The sequence below is a fragment of the Hyphomicrobium sp. NDB2Meth4 genome, assembly GCF_900117445.1.
Classification (GTDB): domain Bacteria; phylum Pseudomonadota; class Alphaproteobacteria; order Rhizobiales; family Hyphomicrobiaceae; genus Hyphomicrobium_A.
In genome coordinates this window covers 113,344-129,501 of record NZ_FPEJ01000013.1, presented here as the reverse complement: position 1 = coordinate 129,501, position 16,158 = coordinate 113,344, and the positions used below count along the sequence as shown (strand labels likewise).

17 protein-coding genes are annotated in these 16,158 nt (G+C 61.6%); 6 read left to right on the top strand and 11 right to left on the bottom strand.

The features are described from left to right. Positions 1 to 7: 7 nt before the first annotated feature. The 7 genes from NDB2M4_RS15585 to NDB2M4_RS15555 are packed head-to-tail and all read right to left on the bottom strand — an operon-like array spanning position 8 to position 4,816. Positions 8 to 652 carry an amino acid kinase family protein gene (locus NDB2M4_RS15585; protein WP_072376722.1) on the bottom strand — a complete coding sequence of 215 codons (645 nt, stop codon included), beginning with the start codon at positions 650 to 652 and terminating at the stop codon, positions 8 to 10. After that, positions 649 to 1,044 (bottom strand): dihydroneopterin aldolase, encoded by a 396-nt coding sequence (locus NDB2M4_RS15580; protein ID WP_072376720.1) that lies wholly within the window; start codon positions 1,042 to 1,044, stop codon positions 649 to 651. Before NDB2M4_RS15580 ends, NDB2M4_RS15585 begins: the two co-directional genes overlap by 4 nt. Then, positions 1,041 to 1,814: a (5-formylfuran-3-yl)methyl phosphate synthase gene (locus NDB2M4_RS15575; RefSeq protein WP_072376719.1), complete on the bottom strand. Its 774-nt coding sequence runs from the start codon at positions 1,812 to 1,814 to the stop codon at positions 1,041 to 1,043. The genes NDB2M4_RS15580 and NDB2M4_RS15575 overlap by 4 nt, the downstream gene beginning before the upstream one ends. 15 nt (positions 1,815 to 1,829) lie before the next feature. Then, positions 1,830 to 2,558, bottom strand: coding sequence for an ABC transporter ATP-binding protein (locus NDB2M4_RS15570; RefSeq protein WP_072376718.1), 729 nt, complete (start codon positions 2,556 to 2,558; stop codon positions 1,830 to 1,832). After that, positions 2,546 to 3,325: an ABC transporter permease gene (locus NDB2M4_RS15565; RefSeq protein WP_072376716.1), complete on the bottom strand. Its 780-nt coding sequence runs from the start codon at positions 3,323 to 3,325 to the stop codon at positions 2,546 to 2,548. The genes NDB2M4_RS15570 and NDB2M4_RS15565 overlap by 13 nt, the downstream gene beginning before the upstream one ends. Then, positions 3,309 to 4,295 carry an ABC transporter substrate-binding protein gene (locus tag NDB2M4_RS15560; protein ID WP_072376714.1) on the bottom strand — a complete coding sequence of 329 codons (987 nt, stop codon included), beginning with the start codon at positions 4,293 to 4,295 and terminating at the stop codon, positions 3,309 to 3,311. The genes NDB2M4_RS15565 and NDB2M4_RS15560 overlap by 17 nt, the downstream gene beginning before the upstream one ends. Then, entirely contained in the window at positions 4,292 to 4,816 is a 525-nt protein-coding gene (locus tag NDB2M4_RS15555) for a DUF3280 domain-containing protein (protein WP_083556465.1), read from the bottom strand. Before NDB2M4_RS15555 ends, NDB2M4_RS15560 begins: the two co-directional genes overlap by 4 nt. A 262-nt stretch (positions 4,817 to 5,078) precedes the next feature. Here NDB2M4_RS15555 and NDB2M4_RS15550 point away from each other — a divergent pair, with 262 nt between their 5' ends. The 5 genes from NDB2M4_RS15550 to NDB2M4_RS15530 all read left to right on the top strand — a co-directional run bounded on the left by NDB2M4_RS15550 (position 5,079) and on the right by NDB2M4_RS15530 (position 10,376). Continuing rightward, on the top strand, positions 5,079 to 6,395 hold the full coding sequence (locus tag NDB2M4_RS15550; RefSeq protein WP_083556463.1) for an ABC transporter substrate-binding protein: 1,317 nt from the start codon (positions 5,079 to 5,081) through the stop codon (positions 6,393 to 6,395). A 104-nt stretch (positions 6,396 to 6,499) separates the two neighbouring features. Then, the gene (locus NDB2M4_RS15545) at positions 6,500 to 7,423 is read left to right on the top strand and encodes a YVTN family beta-propeller repeat protein (protein WP_072378174.1); all 924 of its coding nucleotides are present in this window, start codon (positions 6,500 to 6,502) and stop codon (positions 7,421 to 7,423) included. A 179-nt stretch (positions 7,424 to 7,602) separates the two neighbouring features. Next, positions 7,603 to 8,379, top strand: a complete 777-nt coding sequence (locus NDB2M4_RS15540) for an ATP-binding cassette domain-containing protein (RefSeq protein ID WP_072376712.1) — start codon at positions 7,603 to 7,605, stop codon at positions 8,377 to 8,379. Between the two features lie 5 nt (positions 8,380 to 8,384). Next, entirely contained in the window at positions 8,385 to 9,455 is a 1,071-nt protein-coding gene (locus tag NDB2M4_RS15535; RefSeq protein WP_083556633.1) for an ABC transporter permease, read from the top strand. Between the two features lie 3 nt (positions 9,456 to 9,458). Beyond that, entirely contained in the window at positions 9,459 to 10,376 is a 918-nt protein-coding gene (locus NDB2M4_RS15530) for a hypothetical protein (protein ID WP_072376710.1), read from the top strand. 95 nt (positions 10,377 to 10,471) lie between these two features. Here the strand turns inward: NDB2M4_RS15530 and NDB2M4_RS15525 are convergent, their stop codons facing one another. The 4 genes from NDB2M4_RS15525 to NDB2M4_RS15510 form a co-directional block, all read right to left on the bottom strand. Next, complete coding sequence (locus tag NDB2M4_RS15525) at positions 10,472 to 11,170, bottom strand: PQQ-dependent catabolism-associated CXXCW motif protein (protein WP_083556459.1); 699 nt, start codon at positions 11,168 to 11,170, stop codon at positions 10,472 to 10,474. A gap of 12 nt (positions 11,171 to 11,182) precedes the next feature. Continuing rightward, positions 11,183 to 11,980, bottom strand: a complete 798-nt coding sequence (locus NDB2M4_RS15520) for a substrate-binding domain-containing protein (protein ID WP_072376707.1) — start codon at positions 11,978 to 11,980, stop codon at positions 11,183 to 11,185. 64 nt (positions 11,981 to 12,044) lie between these two features. Then, on the bottom strand, positions 12,045 to 12,557 hold the full coding sequence (locus NDB2M4_RS15515) for a c-type cytochrome, methanol metabolism-related (protein WP_139247330.1): 513 nt from the start codon (positions 12,555 to 12,557) through the stop codon (positions 12,045 to 12,047). A gap of 279 nt (positions 12,558 to 12,836) precedes the next feature. Next, entirely contained in the window at positions 12,837 to 14,657 is a 1,821-nt protein-coding gene (locus NDB2M4_RS15510; RefSeq protein ID WP_072376703.1) for a methanol/ethanol family PQQ-dependent dehydrogenase, read from the bottom strand. 572 nt (positions 14,658 to 15,229) lie between these two features. Here NDB2M4_RS15510 and NDB2M4_RS15505 point away from each other — a divergent pair. Continuing rightward, positions 15,230 to 16,150 carry a quinoprotein relay system zinc metallohydrolase 2 gene (locus NDB2M4_RS15505; RefSeq protein WP_244536198.1) on the top strand — a complete coding sequence of 307 codons (921 nt, stop codon included), beginning with the start codon at positions 15,230 to 15,232 and terminating at the stop codon, positions 16,148 to 16,150. Positions 16,151 to 16,158: the final 8 nt, after the last annotated feature.

Sequence of the window (16,158 nt, the reverse complement as noted above, 5' to 3'; positions counted from 1 at the left end):
CCGGCGGTCATCTGCCTCGGGCGATAGCACGCTTAGAGGGTTTCAGTCGACCGGCTCGATAAGGTGCGGAGAGCCTCTGAGCAAGCTCGGCCTCATCGCCAGCGCCGAGAACGCGCCAGGGTATTGCTGAGCGCGCGACGATCTCGTCAAAGGCGGGGTCGACAATGCCCTGGCGGACGAGTTGTGCGGGCGTTGCTTCAGAGTCGACGCGGCAGGACTTCACCAGCACGACGCTGGCGCCAAGGCGCTCGGCGAGGCGGGCGGCTAGGGCGTCGGACGTCGTGCGCCAGTCGGCAGAAACACGCGTATCGGCGTCGATGAGCTTCAGCGGCAGCCAGACCGGGATGCGGCTTTCAGCCATTGCGCGGCGAATGGCACTGAGCGTTTCCGCCGGTACAAGGCGTGGGTGCATGGCACTCAGCATCATGCCGGTCTGATGCATCGCCAGCAGCGCCATGCGATGTGAAACCGTCTCGGGGAGGCGATGCTTCTTATGTGCGGCGCGCACGGCATCGGCGAAGGTGCCCCCGCCGGGGACGACGACGCAAGACTGGCGGGCGGCGCCGACGATCTTCAGGGTAGACGCAAGGCGCCGACTTTCGGCGAGGCTGCCACCCAGCTTGACGACGACGGGAGAGCGCCCGGCGGTCACGTGGCGCGCGGGCGCACGATCTCGACGCCGACGGCGTCGGGGCCGCGCTCCAGCTTCTCGACGCGGACGAGCACCTCGACGATGCGCTTGTCGGCGAGGCAACGCTCGGCGATCTGAGCCGCCATAGTTTCGACCAGGCCGACATGCCCGGCGGCAATCACCGCCTTCACGGCGTTGACCAGGTCATCGTAGGACGGCACCTCATCGATGCTGTCGCCTTTCGGAGAAACGCCGGCAGCGACCGAGGCTTCGATAGTGAACGAAACCTTCTGCGTGATGCCCTGCTCTTCGTCGTAGACGCCGATGGCGACGGGCAGCACGAGGCCGCGCACGAAGATGCGATCGAGGATTGCGCCGTCACGGCGGGCGGAAATGCTGTGTTTGCTGCTCATGCCACGTCTTTCGCTTGCCGAGGCGCCATAGCACCCGGCAGCAGCGGACGGCAAGCTTGACCCTGTGCTGCATCGCAAACAGGGATAATGCGGCGAACGGCGCGAACGGCTTCGGCATCGATCTCCGAAGTGCGTTCGCCCTGGCGGCAGAGGCCTCCGCGGAAGCCGAGGATGTCGGGGGAAAGCGCCAGAAGCTGAGGCACGTGTGCGGCGCGCAACGAGCCTGCGAGACCGGCGAACATGCCGGCGGCTTTGGTTGCTGCCACAAAGCGGCGCAGCACATCAATTGAGGTGACGTCGGGAAGCGCGCCACGGCGCTTATCTGCTGTGTCGAGCATCAGGCCGACGAAGCCAGCATCGCGTGCTACCGGAATGAGATCGAAGTCGACCCCCTTGTCGGCGAGCATGACGCCGACGAGGCGCGCCGATCCTAGATCGAGCTTGGCCACGGCCTGGAGCATCGTCGCGGTGGTCGCATTTGCTTGAAGGCCGATCTTGACGATATCCGCGCCCGTTGCGGCCATGCGCGCTATGGCGTCCGTCGTCGCGGCGATGTCGTCGGTCGGATCGCCGATGGTGGCGCTGACTGGGATGTGTGCAGGCACAGCGGCGCGAATGGCCGTCACCGTCGCGGCCGGAAGCGCGCCCAGCGCACCGGTCGAGGGATTCTTGGCATCGATGACGTCAGCGCCCAGAGAGGCGACAAGCCGCGCCTCGCGGTCGTTCGTCACGCTGGCAAGCAGCCTTGCCGATCCGCGCACGTGTTCCATTAATCTTGATGAGATCTATGCTTCGCCGAAGATGCGGCGCTGTTCCGCCCGCACCTTTTCACGGTCGCCCCGGTCGGCCACAGAGAGCTGTACCGGCACGTCCTCGGCAATAGTTGCAGGTCCGGCAGACAGACGCAAGATGCGGGTCCCGAGCATCACGGCCTCGGCCCGGTCGTGGGTAACGAACAGGACGGTCGTCGGGCGGCGAGACCAGAGTTCCACCAAAAGCTCGCGCAGGGCGTATGCGGTGGGGTCGTCAAGCGAGACGAACGGCTCGTCCATCAGCAGAATGTCGGGCTCCAGCACGAACGCGCGCGCCAGGGCGACGCGGCGCTGCATGCCGAGCGAGATCATCTCCGGATAGGCATTGGCTGCCTCGGTGAGACCGACGCGCTTCAGAAGCTCGGGGATATTGGCGAGGCGCGGATCATCGGGCGGCAGTGCCAGCGCAATGTTCTCGTAAACGGTGCGCCAAGGCAGCAACCGCGGCGACTGAAATACGAACGCGATGTTGGGGCCTTGGCTGCCGAACTCAACCTGGCCGTCATAGTCGTCATCGAGGCCGGCGATGATGTTCAGCATCGTCGACTTGCCGCCGCCGGATGGCCCGGTGATGATGACAAACGATCCCGGATCGACGTCGAAGGAGATGTTCTCGAGGACATGGTTCGAGGGACGCTCCCCGACGGAGGGGAACTCCTTCTTGTCGATCCGAACCGACAGCGGCCGCGTCACCGACGCCATTTGGTGGCCCTCGCGATGAGCGGCTGAATGATCGCCATCTCGATGATCTGCACGACGATGATGAAAGCAAGAGCGTAAGACAGGATCATCGGCACGTCGAAAAGCTGGAAGGCGATATTGAGCTGATGCCCGACGCCGTCGGAGCGCCCAAAGGCTTCGACCACGAGCACGATTTTCCATACCAGCGCGAGGCCGGAGCGAGCTGCGGCGGCGAAGAACGGCACGAGCTGCGGCAAGGTCACGTGGCGCAGCGTCTTCCACCAGCCGAAGCGGTACACGTGCGCCATCTCATTTAGATCTTTGGAGAGGCTGCGGGCGCCCTCGCGCATGGTCACAGCAACGTTGGGGATCTTGTTGACCGCAACGGCGGTGATCGCCGCGACCTCCGTCAGGCCGAACCAGATGTAGCAAAGTACGATGATGACCAGGGCCGGCAGGTTGAGGAAGAAGATCAACCAGGTGTCAAAGAAACGATCGGCCATCGGATAGCGGCCGAGCGCCAGGCCGATTGCCGAGCCGATGAACATCGCGACGACGAAACTGAACGCGACGCGGATGAGCGTTGCGGCGATGTTGCCCCACAGCTCGCCCGCCTCCGCCTCGCGGATCATCACCTGCACCACTTCGGTTGGGCCAGGCATGTAGCGGCTCTGCGCGATGAGAGCGATAAGCTCCCATAGCCCGACGAGCGCCAGCAGTGAGATCAGCGACCAGCCGAGGCGCCCTAATCTGGGGCCGCGCGCCTGCGCGTTATGAGCCTGCCGCATGGAACAGCTTGGGGTCGAACTGCGTGCTACTGCCGAGAATATTCGGTCCTCCGATATCGACGAGGATCTGTGTCAATTTTTCAGCCGATCGGGTCTCTGCGCCGGTCCACGGCTTGGGAATGCCTGCGCGATAGTCCGCCTTGATCTGCTGGAATTCAGCTTCGCTCTCGGGCCGTATGAAATCTCGCAGGCGCTCCCAGGCGGCGTCGGATTTGGCGAGGATTGCGTTCGCGTCCTCCACAACGGAGAGAAATGCGGCGATCTCTTTCGCCTTCTTCTCCTCCGTCTCCTCCGTCCAAATGAAACCGACCAATGAAGGTACTGGCGTGATGTCGAGAGACTTCAGGACTTCGTCCATCGTCAGGATGGAGCGGAAGCCCTCGCCGTGCAGGCGGGCGGCGTAGGTCCAGAAGTTAAGCACGGCATCGAGGCGTCCGGAAATCGTTTCGGCAGTAAGGAGCGGGGCCGAACCAAAGGACGGACTTGCATAGTTGGCGATGTCGGTTCCCAACTCCTTCTTCGAATAGGCGCGGAGCATCAGCCAGCTCTTGTCGATGGCGCCACCCGCGACGCCGAGCTTCTTGTCCTTGAGATCGGAAAGCGACTTGATGGGAGAGTCGCCCGCCACCATGACGGCGCCGAGGGCGGACGAGTACGGCGCGAACTTCACGCGCTCTCCGAGGGCGCGCTGACGCAGTGCCCACGGCCAATCGCTGACGATGATCTCGACGTTGCCGGAAAGAAGAGCGACAGGGCCCGCCTGGTTGGTTGCAACCTCGACGACGATGATCTGTAGACCAACTTTATTTGCCAATCCCTCGGCGCGCACTGTTTCCAACAGCCAGCTCAAGGTGCCGAACTTGAGAGAAGCGATCCGCAGGGACCCGGCGGCGCTTGCCGTTGGAGCGCCGGCAGCCAGACCTGCCAAAGCCGAACCGCCGGCGAGCAGCAACTGGCGGCGATCGATCATTTCGCGGCCCCCTTCTGCGCGAACAGCCGTCTCTCGACGATGTAGTTCACGGCGCGCAGCCACATTTTGTCGGTGTTGCCGTAGATCTCACTCGATCCCTGCTTGACGACCTTCTCTGCGGCCACGTCACGAATGTAGATGCTGACAGTGAACAGCACGTCGGACGCCTTGCGCACGGTACCGATAAATGCGTACGCAGCGCCTGCCTTTTTAGCGAGGTCATCCTCGCAGCCGTTACACTTGTACATCGGAGATTTCTCTTCGATGTCCTTTGCGATCGGCGTGCTATCGACCACTTCATACTGCCCGCCTTCCTTGATAAGGCGGGTCAATTCGTCGGTAATCAGCTGCAGCCGGCGCTTGTCCTCAGGGTCGAGCCCCTTGGGCATTACGCCGATCTCGAACTGCTGCTGCTGATCTATGAGATCGAAGGGAAAGATAACCGCCTTCGGCGCCGCCGATGCGATGGCGGGCAGCAGCATCGAGGCGAGCGCGAAGATGACAATCCGTTTAGCAAACAAAGCGCTTCCCCTGCTCTAAGCCGCGCCGACGGCTGCTTAGACTGTTATACTGTTAAGGGGTAGGTGTGCCGAACAGGTGGCTAATTGCAAGGGGGTTATTGCCACGTAGTGGCATACCAAAGGTCACAAGTCCGCGAGTGAAATCGGGAGACCTTGACAACGGTGGTCCCCAGCACCCTTTTAATGCAACAAAGTAACAGTAGCCCGCACAATAAGCTCTCGCACTGCAGCGAGACGGAAGAATTCAGGAGGAACCGGCTCGATGGCGAATGGCAATGCCAAGCGCGCGCATAGCGGCGGAGTGTTCGCGTGTCTGCGGCGCGGCGCGTTGTTCGCAGCTGCGCTGACGATAATTGCTCCAGTGAGCGTGCTTGCCCAAGACGCCTCCCCTGCTGCTGCGCCCTCTCCCGAAGCTGCGGCCCCCGCAAAGACTGACGAAGCCGCGCCCAAAGTCGCGGTGATCCCCATTCTGCTCGCGCGCGAGCTACGCGAGGAGCCGCTGCCGCTCTCTCTGCTCGATCTGCCGCCGAAGGATCTCGGGCTGGCCGGCGCAAAGCTGGCAATTACCGACAATAACACCACCGGCCGCTTCATGAACCAAGAGTTCACGCTCGAAGCGATCGAGGACGCCGACCCAGCTAAGCTGATCGCCGACGTGGTGCAGAAGGTCGACGCGGGAATGCACTTCGTACTCGTCGACGCCTCGCCCGCGACGCTGCTCAAGCTTTCGGATGCCCTGAAGGGCAAGGAAGCGCTGCTGATCAACTATGCGCTGCCAGATGACAGCCTGCGTGAGGAAGATTGCCGCGCCGACGTGCTGCACACCGCACCCACGCGCTCGATGCTGGCGGACGCTCTGGCGCAGTATCTCGTATGGAAGAAGTGGAACCGCTGGCTGCTGGTGCTGGGGCCGTCAGAGAAAGACAAGCTCTACGCCGATGCGATCCGGCGGGCCGCCAAACGATTTGGTGCGAAAATCGTCGAGGAGCGCACGTTCACTTACGATTCCGGCAACCGCCGTTCGGATGGCGGTTTCGAGCAGGTACAGCAGCAAATCCCGACTTTCACCCAAAGTGCTCCCGACTATGACGTGGTCGTCGTTGCCGACGAGAGCAGCTTATTCGGTGATTATCTGCCCTACCGCACATGGGACGCACGCCCGGTCGCAGGCACCGCGGGCCTCGTCGCCGAGAGCTGGCATCCGGCTATCGAGCTTTGGGGCGGAACCCAGTTCCAGAACCGCTTCAAGCGGCTTGCCGACCGCAACATGCGCCCGATCGACTACAACGCCTGGCTCGGCGTGCGCATGATCGGTGAAGCCGCGGCGCGCACGAAGTCTACGAATTTCAAGGAGCTCGTCGACTACATCAAAGGGCCGAGCTTCGAGGTTGCGGGCTTCAAGGGCGTCGGGCTGTCGGTGCGCAACTGGAATGGTCAGTTGCGCCAGCCGATCCTCGTCGACACGCCGAAGATGCTGGTCACCGTCTCACCGCAGCAGGGCTTCCTACACCAGACGAGCGTGCTCGATACCCTGGGGGTCGATAAGCCCGAAACCAAATGCAAAGCCTATACGCAATGAACGCCAGACTGCCGGCTAAGAAAAGTATCTCAGGAGGAAGCTTCGTGAAGCGCATCAAGGTTGGCGCCCTGTTACTCGGCACCCTCTCGGCCCTCGCCCTGCCGATGCCAGCGGCCAATGCCTACACCGCGTTCGTCACCAACGAGAAAGACAACTCCGTGTCGGTGATCGACACAGAGAAGCTCGAGGTGATCAAAACATTCCCCGTTGGCCAGCGCCCGCGCGGTGTCATTCTGTCGAATGATGCCAAGTGGCTGATCGTCTGCACCAGCGACGACAACATCATCCAAGTCTATGACACGAAGACCTATCAGCTCATCAAGACATTACCTTCTGGTCCCGACCCCGAGTTGCTGATCCTGCATCCGTCGGGCAATCCGCTGTATGTCGCGAACGAGGACGACAACCTCGTCACCGTCGTCGATATCCAGAGCGGCAAGATCATCGGTGACATTCCCGTCGGCGTCGAGCCGGAAGGCATGGGCATGAGCCCCGACGGCAAAGTGCTGGTCAACACGTCGGAAACGACGAATATGGCCCACTTCATCGACACCACCACACACAAGACGTTCGACAACGTTCTGGTCGACAGCCGTCCGCGCGTGGCGATCTTCAATCCCGCTGGCACGCAGCTGTGGGTGAGTTCGGAAATCGGCGGTACCGTCACGGTGATCAATCCAGCCGACCGCAAGGTGATCGGCAAGGTTCGCTTCGAGATTCCGGGCGTTACGAAGGAAGCCATTCAGCCGGTGGGCGTGCGCATCACGCAGGACGGCAAGACGGCGTTCGTCGCGCTCGGACCTGCCAACCGAGTAGCGGTGATCGATACCGAAACGCTGCAGGTGAAAAAGTATCTGCTCGTCGGCCAGCGCGTCTGGCAGATGGCCTTCACGCCCGATGGCAAGCAGCTGCTCACCACCAATGGTGCGTCTAACGACGTTTCGGTGATAGATGTTGCGGCGCTCAAGGTGATCAAATCGATCCGCACCGGGCGCTACCCCTGGGGCATCGTCGTTGCTCCGTTCTAGTCGTTTGAATTTTCGCCGTTCTATCGAGGCTTTCGGCGGCCTCCAGGACAAGGACAAACCCGCTCGACAACGAGAGAAGGCGAACGGCCGCAACGCTCCGCGTGGCCAAGCCGAAGAGAAACGATCAACGTTTCCAATGGCTTGAAATAGGAGGCTTGCGGTGCAATCGTCACATCAACATGGCAGATGACCCCAACCCGACCGAGGCAAGCGCGCCTGCGCTGGTCGTCAACAACGTCAGCCACAGCTTTGGCGACAACGCTGCGCTGAAGGACGTGTCGTTAGAGATCCCGCGCGGGCGCTTCGTCGTGCTGCTCGGTCTCAACGGCGCGGGCAAGTCGACGCTGTTCGCGCTGATCACGCGTTTGTACGACAACGTCACCGGCGAAATCCGCATCTTCGGGCACAACATCCGTCGGCGCGCGATGGCGGCGCTGCAGCGGCTCGGCGTGGTGTTCCAGAGCCGTACACTCGATCTGGACCTGTCGCTGAAGCAGAACCTTCTTTATCACTGCGCCCTGCACGGCATTCACGGCAGCGAGGCGCGCCGGCGCACCGAACGCGCGCTGCAAATCGTCGGTCTTGCAGATCGCGCGAAAGAAAAAGTGCGCAACCTTTCGGGCGGTCAGTCGCGGCGGGTCGAAATCGCACGTTCGCTGCTACATCAGCCTTCCCTGTTGCTGCTGGACGAACCGACGGTCGGGCTCGACATCGGCTCGCGCGAGAGCGTCGTCAATATCGTGCGCTCGCTGGTGGAAAAGGAAGGTTTGAGCGTTCTGTGGGCGACGCACCTTTTCGACGAAGTGCGGCCGACCGATCTCGTCGTGGTGCTGCACAAGGGCAGGGTTCTGTTTACGGGCACAGTGCCGGAAATGCTCGCCAAGACTGAAACAAAGACCGTCAGCGACGCGTTCCGCAAGTTGACCGGCTCGGCAACCGAGGAACTCGCTGCATGACCGCCATGAGCTCCACCATCCAGCATGGCTCGGCGGCGACCACGTCGATAAGCGAACAGGCGTGGGGCGCCGAGCCACCGCGGCTTGGCCTGCGCGCTTACTTCACCTGCTTCAAGGGCATCGTCTGGCGCGAAGTGCTGCGCTACCTGCATCAGCGCGAGCGTTTCATGTCCGCACTGGTGCGGCCGCTGATCTGGCTGTTCATTTTCGCTGCCGGTTTCCGGCAGACGCTAGGCGTATCGATCATTCCTCCGTACGAGACGTATGTCCTCTATGAGGTGTACGTGGTGCCGGGCCTGCTGGGCATGATCCTGCTGTTCAACGCGATGCAATCGTCGCTGTCGATGGTCTACGACCGCGAAACAGGCGCGATGCGCACGCTGCTCGTCAGCCCGTTTCCGCGCTCGTTCCTGCTGGTCTCCAAGCTGATCGGCGGCGTCGCGGTGGCGGCGATCCAGGCTTATGTGTTCCTTGCCATCTTCTATTTCTGGGAGGGAGAGCTCACAGGCTGGGGCTATCCCCTTCTGCTGGCTGCGCCCGCCGGCATATTCGCGCTTCACATCTTCAACTCGGCGACGGAGATGTTCTCGGAGCGGTTCATGCAGAGAGCGCTCATGGTTGCGGGGGCGTTCGAGATCGGCGCCATAATCGCCGTGATCTACTACTGGAACCTCGGGCCGCCATCGATGAACTACATCGCAGTTGCGCCGGCCCTGGTGGTTGCCGGACTGATGCTCGGCTCGCTGGCACTGTTCATGTCGTCGGTAATCAAGCAGCTGGAGAACTTCGCGGGCGTGATGAACTTCGTCATCTTCCCGATGTTCTTCGCCTCGTCCGCGCTCTATCCGCTGTGGCGCGTGAAGGAGTCGAGCATGCTCCTTTACGAGCTCTGCCAGCTCAACCCATTCACTCACGCGGTCGAGGTTATCCGCTTTGCCCTCTACGGGCAGGTCGATTGGCCGTCGCTGGGGATCGTTCTCGCCTGCACGGCCGTTTTCCTCGGCGCGGCGATCTATGCATACAACCCCTCGAAAGGCCTGATCGCCCGTCGCGGCGGTCCGGGCGCTGGAGCATGAGCGATGAAAGCCAACAACAAGCAGGATAGCGCCATGACGCGGATGATGAGATGTGCAGCGATGGCCAGCGCCCTCGCGATCCTCGCAAGCACAGCCACCTTTGCCGAGGACAAGGCAGCCGGCAAAGACGCGCCGGCGAAGGTCGAAGCGGCTCCAGATCTCGCACCTGGGCTGGCTCCGGGCGTCGTTCCTGGCGCGCATCCCGGCGGTCTCGAGCCTCAGCCTGGCATCGCCCCAGGCGTCGTCCCTGGCGCGCGCGCCGGTGGCATGGAAGCCGAGCCACTAGGAGCCAGCCAGCATCCAGCCTTTGCGCCGTCGCCGGTCACGCCCGAAAGCAATGCAGCCGTCGACTTCTCGCCATCCGCGGTGCTCGGGAGTCCGGACTGGCCATGCGTGCAGCGGAAGGTGCCGATCATATCAGCCGGGCAGATCTGGGACGGCCCATCGATTGAGAACATCAAAGACTTCGATCCGGCTGTTCGCAACCTGACTGACATTCTAGAGAGCCGGCGCGTTTCAACAGAGGATGCAGAGAAGGCGATCAAGGAATACGCCGCATCCATCCCCGAAGCGGAGCGCGACCAGAAACTAACCGAGCTGTTTGCCAGCTTCCTGCATGACATCAATACCGACCGCCAATTCGTGATGGGGAAGGTGGAAGAGTTTCAGCGCCGGCAAAAAGCGCGCGCTGCCGAGCTAGAGCGCGAGGGGCAGAAGCTTGCAGAGAAGGGCCTTGCAGCCACCGACGAGCTGCTGCCGACGGAGACCCAGCTCTCTCCGGAGCAGCAGGAATACAATTGGAACGCGCGCATCTTCCAGGAGCGGCAGCAGAATCTCACGCTGGCGTGCGAAGTGCCGACGCTGATCGAGCAGCGCGCATTCGAGATCTCGCGCCTGATCCGCGCCGAAATGAAGAGCTGAGGCTGAAGCAGGCAGAAATCTGGCGGATCGGCGCGGCGTGCAACGGTGGGCACGCGCCGCCGCCGGTAGCCACAGGCTAGGCGCTGTGCCGCGAGCTAGGAGCCGGCGTACTTCTTCAGCTCCACGAGCGGATAGCCCAACTCCTGCCAGCCATCGGCGCCGTCTCGGTACCACATGACGTTGGTGTAGCCGTACTCGATGGCCCGCTTGGCGGCGTTCCACGACATCCAGCAGTCCTTGAGACAGAAGAAGACCAGCGGGGCATCTGACTTGCCCATCGACAGCGTCTTCAGCGCGTCGCGGAAGTGCGCGTCCATTTCATCCGACAGAGCGCCATAGCCGACGTTTGGCAGCCATACCGCACCCTCTATGCTGCGGTGGCTAGGATCGCGCCAGAAGGTACCAGCGGGCAGATTTGGCGGTTTGGGCGCCTGTGGGTAGACGTCGATGAAGATGGCGCCGCTCTTGTTCCAGAGGTCCGCCGCCGCATCGTTGGTGAGGACGTGCGCGCCCTTGAGCGTTGCCGGCACGGGAGAGCGGAATTGGTCCATGCGGTAGCCCTCGGGCTCCGCTGCGGGCTCGGTGTCTGCGGCCGCATCGTCGGCGGCGGGTGGCACGTCAGGATGGGGAGCGGCCCCGGAAGTCGAGGCCGCGGAGGCAGCTGGCTCCGCCGCCCACGTTGCGGTCGCTCCTAGGTCGGCTAGAACCAGTAGGCCGACTGCAAGCAGGCTCAGGCAGCATCCTGCACGCGCACTTCGCGCCCAAACGCTTCCATACGTGATGGCAGACGTCATTGGGGCACTCGACTAGCTGCGCGGCGACGTGATCGGCTTGTTGTCCTCATCGATCATCGGCACGCCGTAGTCGAGCAGCACCTTGTCTATGTCTGCCTGACGCTTGCGGATGACGTCGTTGAGCTTGCGCTTCCACAGATCATCGCCCTGGCGAACTCCCATGGTGATGCGGAAGTCGACGCGGCCGGCCTTGCCTGCATCCTGAACGAGAGGCACGACGGTCAGCTTGTCGCCGTTGCGCGATGCGTAGTAGCCGGCGATCGGGCCCCACATGACGCCAGCCTCGATCTTCCCGTCGCGAATGTCCTTCACCATCTCGGCGGAAGGGTCGTCGTAGCGGCGATCGACCATCAGACGATAGGGGCGCGCATAGCCCATCAGGCCAGCTTTGGCGACCAGCGTCGCTGACGGCGTGCCCTGAACGACACCGATGTGTTTGTCCTTCAGGCGCGGATCGAAAATGCTCTCGACACCATCGAGTCCGGTACCAGGTTTGTAAACGAGCGCATATGCCGAGCGATAAAGCGCGTTGGTGTTGAGCACCAAATCATCGCCCTGCCCGGTGCCGATGATTACATCGCAGCGTTTGGCGAGCAGCGTGTTGCGCGTAAAGCCTACGGCTTGCGGGAACCACGTGTATTCCACGGGCACGCCGAGCTCATCGCCAATAATGTCAGCAATCTTGTTTTCAAAGCCTTCTTTTTTCTCATCCGAGAAAGGAAGGTTTGCAGGATCTGCGCATACGCGCAGAACCTTGCGATTTACAAGATCAGATCGGTGGCCTTCGACAGCGTGGGCCGAGCCAATCATTGCTGAAAACAAGACGAGGCCGCCCAGGGCGGCCCCGACTAATGCGTCTAGCTTCGTATGCTTCCTATGATCCAAGGCAAGCCTTCTCTTCGTCTCTGGCCTGTTGCGGCTTCTCATCGCGATTGCGACCGCCGAGCTGTCCAGCCGGCAGCGCCTCGAAGGAACGTGCCTTCAGATATACGTAGAGGTCGTTGATGAAGCACATCACGTTTTTGTTGTCGCCGAACGCGGGCATGACGAACTTTGTGCCGGCTTCATCGCGCGTACGACCGCTGGCGACGGTGCCGAGGAACGTCCCGTAATCCATCGTCTGCAGCGAGTGCGCGAGCGCGGGCGCATACGTGGAGCCGAGACCATTCGGGCCGTGGCACACGTGGCACTCACCGTGATAGCGGCGGTAGCCGTTATACGTTGCCCAGTCGACGACGTACTTGTCGTCCTTGTGGCAGACATGGAACGTCGGCGTGCCGTCGGGCAGAACCCACTTGCCGTCTTTGAACTCTGCGCCTTCCTGGCTGAGACAGCCGTCGGCGAGGGTCACTTCTTTCTGCAAACCCGGCTGCACATCTTCAGCCATGGCCGAACCCCATACGCCCCCAAGCGCAATGGCGGCAGCAATGGCAAAACTAATCCTTCTCACGCGTTTCCCCTATCTGCTCGGACTACGATAGATGGTTTTACATTTGGGTTGCCAATTAGCACGGTGCAACAGGCAAAATGTCATACCATTTTGCAATGTTGCGCTGCGAATTGGCGACCTTCGTGGATGAACCGCTAATTCAATTCAGCGTGTTCCATTCATACGGAAGACCGGCGCGGGAAACCCGCGCCGGTCCATTGTCCGTATGTCGTCGACTTATGGCAGCGACCAGACCGTCAGCGAACCACCGAGAGCGGTGTAGCTGTTCAGACCAGCGTAGCCACCCACAGCACCCAGACCATCGGTCGGGTTCGTCAGGCCAGCTGCCAGACCGATACCGGCCCAACCACCGACGCCCGAGAAGACGCCGACGTACTGCTTGCCCTTGTGTCCGTAGGTGAACACGTTGCCGATGATGCCCGACGGCGTGCGGTTCTTATAGAGCTCCTTGCCGTCCTTCTGATCGACGCACTTGAAGTAGCCCTCGAGGGTGCCGACGCAGGCGATGCCGCCAGCGGTGGTGAGAACACCCGACCACACCGAGAACTGCTCCTTGTTCGACCAGACGATCTTACCCTTGGAGGCATCCCACGCGATGAAGTTACCCATGTGGCTCTCGCCCTTCGGCGGATACATGGAGAGCGTGGCACCAACGTAGGGCTGACCGGCCGTGTACTCGACCTTGAAGGGCTCGTAGTCCATGCAGACGTGGTTCGTCGGCACGTAGAAGAGACCCGTCAGAGGAGAGTAAGCAGCAGGCTGCTGGTCCTTCGTTCCGAGAGCGGCCGGGCAGACGTCGGTGGTGTTGACGTCGGGACCGTTCAGGAACGTCGACTTAGAGGCGACAACAGCCGGGCGGCCATAGGTCGGGCTCTTGGGGTCGAGATCGACGCCAGTCGTCCAGTTGACGACGGGGTCATACTTCTCAGCAACGAGCGGAATGCCCGACTCACGGTCAACCGTGTAGCCAAGACCGTTGCGGTCGAAGTGCACGAGCACGTTATGCTTCTTGCCCTTCACTTCCATGTTGTCGACGAGGATCATCTCGTTGACGCCGTCGTAGTCCCACTCGTCGAACGGGGTCATCTGGTAGGCCCAGGCTGCCTCGCCGGTCTGCGGGTTACGAGCGATGATGGACATCGACCACTTCTGATCGATCTGCTTGCCATCGGGTCCAGCGCGCTGAGCCGGGTTCCACGTCGACGGGTTGCCCGTGCCGTAGTAGACGAGGTTCAGCTTGGGATCCCAGGCGTACCAGCCCCAGATCGAGCCGCCGCCCAGCTTCCACTGGTCGCCGGTCCAGGTCTTGAGCGAGGAGTCCTTACCAACCGGCTTGCCGAGAGACATCGTCTTCTCGGGGTTGAACAGGATCTCGTCATCCGGACCCATCGAGTAGCCGCGCCACAGACGCTTGCCGGAGTTGATGTCGTAGCCGGTGAAGAAGCAGCGGACGCCGAACTCGGCACCCGACACACCGATCATCACGACATCGCCGACGACGAGCGCAGCGCCCGTGCCGGTTTCGCCGCGCTTCGGATCGCCGTTGACGGCTTTCCAAACTTCTTTGCCGGTCTTGGCATCGAGAGCGACGAGCGTGGTGTCAGCCTGATGCAGGAAGAGCTTGCCATCGGCGTACTGCAGACCGCGGTTGACGGTGTCGCAGCACATCACAGGGATGACGGACGGATCCTGCTTGGGCTCGTACTTCCAGATGATCCGGTTCTCGTCGTCGAGGTTGAGAGCGTAGACGATGTTCGGGAACGGGGTGTGGAGGTACATCGTGTTGCCGACAACGAGGGGCGAACCCTCATGGCCGCGCAGCACGCCGGTCGAGAACGTCCAAGCAACTTTCAGGTTGCCGACGTTCTTGGTGTTGATCTGGTCTAGGCTGGAATAACGGGTAGCAGAGTAGTCATGCTGCTGCATGCACCAGTTATTTTCGTCAGCGATACACTTGATAACGCTGTCATTGGCCGACGCCGGTGCCGAAAAGGCAGCCGCCGCAACCAATGCACCTGCGAATACGCTTTTGCGCATTGCGCTTCCTCCATTTTAAGGTTCTTGCCACGCAAGTCGGTGGTGAACGGCGTCGCCTCACACCCTAGTTTCTTGGGATGGGGGTTATTTCCCTCTTGTCCCTTATTCAGCGTTCGACGGGGCCGATCTGGGGATGCCAGTCAGCCCTGGTTGCCGTGTCACACCGCGGCACATCTACGCACTTTTTTTTCCCGGGTGCAAGACGATCAGGTAACGAAAATTCACGCGTCCGTGAAAAGGACAAGATGGCTGACGCATTTTACTCCGTATTCCACCGCACTTTGCTGCGCTGCGTCTGTGTTTTGTGCAGCGCACGACAACCTTCCAAACTACGCGTGAAATCTCTGAATATCTGCGTTTTCCTCACGAGCGAGGGAGCCCGCGCAGCGTCACTCTCAGGTGCGGCGAGTGACCGATCGCGAATCCTCCGCAGCACGGCGCAGTTCACGCGCTGCTCTCGTTTCCGTGAACGCATTTGGGCACTTTTCGTGATCACCTGAAGGGATCAGAGCATGGATCTGCGTTCGATGCTGAGAAGCAAAAATCGGGAAGTTTTCCCTAACGTTACATCGTTGCTTGTTGGGGCCATTTTGCTCGCCGCCGGCATCACGTTGGCGGTGCCGGCGCGCGCAGTCGACGCTCTGGCGGTCGAAGAAGTGGCTCCCGGCGTGTTCGTGCATCAAGGGCGCTACGAGGTATTCAACCCGCAGAATGCTGGTGACACCTCGAACTCGGGCTTCATCATCGGCAACGACGGCGTGGCGGTGGTGGACACGGGCGGCAGCGCCAAGGTCGGCGCGGCGCTTCTGGCCGCCATCCGGGCGCGGACGCAGCTTCCGATCAAGTACGTCATCAACACGCACATGCACCCAGACCATGTGTTTGGGAATGCTGCGTTTTTAGGTGAGAAGCCGACGTTCGTCGGCCATGCCAAACTGCCTCGCGCCCTCGCGGCCCGTCGCGATCGCTATCTCGCAATCAACGAGGAGCTGTTGGGGGATTCGTTTGCGGGCACGCAGATCGTCGGTCCGACCCTGCTGGTCAACGGAGAGCTCGAACTGGACCTCGGCGATCGCAAATTGCAGCTCGAGGCCGAACCGACGGCGCACACCGATAACGATCTGACAGTTCTCGATGAAAAGACCGGCACGCTGTTCCTCGGCGACCTTCTCTTCTCGCACCACATCCCTGCCCTCGACGGGTCGATACGGGGCTGGCTGGCGCTGCTCGACAAGCTTGGGGAGCGCCAGGACGTAAAGCTCGCCGTGCCGGGGCATGGGCCTGCTGCAATGCCTTGGCCGCAGGCAATGGCGGACGAAAAGCGCTACCTCAGCAAGATTGCCGATGAAGTGCGCACGATGATCAAACAGGGAAAAACGCTTTCCGAGGCGGCCGAGACGGCGGGACTTTCAGAAAAAGATGCTTGGCTGCTGTTCAAGGAGTACAATGCACGCAACGTTTCTGCTGCCTTTGCCGAACTAGAATGGGAATAACTGGCAAG

What these genes read in the sequence shown, in the direction of transcription:
- NDB2M4_RS15540 (WP_072376712.1), top strand. Translation starts at nt 7,603, where the DNA reads ATGGCAGATGACCCCAACCCGACCGAGGCAAGCGCGCCTGCGCTGGTC.
- NDB2M4_RS15515 (WP_139247330.1), bottom strand. Translation starts at nt 12,557, where the DNA reads ATGGCTGAAGATGTGCAGCCGGGTTTGCAGAAAGAAGTGACCCTCGCC.
- NDB2M4_RS15580 (WP_072376720.1), bottom strand. Translation starts at nt 1,044, where the DNA reads ATGAGCAGCAAACACAGCATTTCCGCCCGCCGTGACGGCGCAATCCTC.
- NDB2M4_RS15525 (WP_083556459.1), bottom strand. Translation starts at nt 11,170, where the DNA reads ATGACGTCTGCCATCACGTATGGAAGCGTTTGGGCGCGAAGTGCGCGT.
- NDB2M4_RS15570 (WP_072376718.1), bottom strand. Translation starts at nt 2,558, where the DNA reads ATGGCGTCGGTGACGCGGCCGCTGTCGGTTCGGATCGACAAGAAGGAG.
- NDB2M4_RS15575 (WP_072376719.1), bottom strand. Translation starts at nt 1,814, where the DNA reads ATGGAACACGTGCGCGGATCGGCAAGGCTGCTTGCCAGCGTGACGAAC.
- NDB2M4_RS15565 (WP_072376716.1), bottom strand. Translation starts at nt 3,325, where the DNA reads ATGCGGCAGGCTCATAACGCGCAGGCGCGCGGCCCCAGATTAGGGCGC.
- NDB2M4_RS15510 (WP_072376703.1), bottom strand. Translation starts at nt 14,657, where the DNA reads ATGCGCAAAAGCGTATTCGCAGGTGCATTGGTTGCGGCGGCTGCCTTT.
- NDB2M4_RS15550 (WP_083556463.1), top strand. Translation starts at nt 5,079, where the DNA reads ATGGCGAATGGCAATGCCAAGCGCGCGCATAGCGGCGGAGTGTTCGCG.
- NDB2M4_RS15535 (WP_083556633.1), top strand. Translation starts at nt 8,385, where the DNA reads ATGAGCTCCACCATCCAGCATGGCTCGGCGGCGACCACGTCGATAAGC.
- NDB2M4_RS15530 (WP_072376710.1), top strand. Translation starts at nt 9,459, where the DNA reads ATGAAAGCCAACAACAAGCAGGATAGCGCCATGACGCGGATGATGAGA.
- NDB2M4_RS15520 (WP_072376707.1), bottom strand. Translation starts at nt 11,980, where the DNA reads ATGATTGGCTCGGCCCACGCTGTCGAAGGCCACCGATCTGATCTTGTA.
- NDB2M4_RS15560 (WP_072376714.1), bottom strand. Translation starts at nt 4,295, where the DNA reads ATGATCGATCGCCGCCAGTTGCTGCTCGCCGGCGGTTCGGCTTTGGCA.
- NDB2M4_RS15545 (WP_072378174.1), top strand. Translation starts at nt 6,500, where the DNA reads ATGCCAGCGGCCAATGCCTACACCGCGTTCGTCACCAACGAGAAAGAC.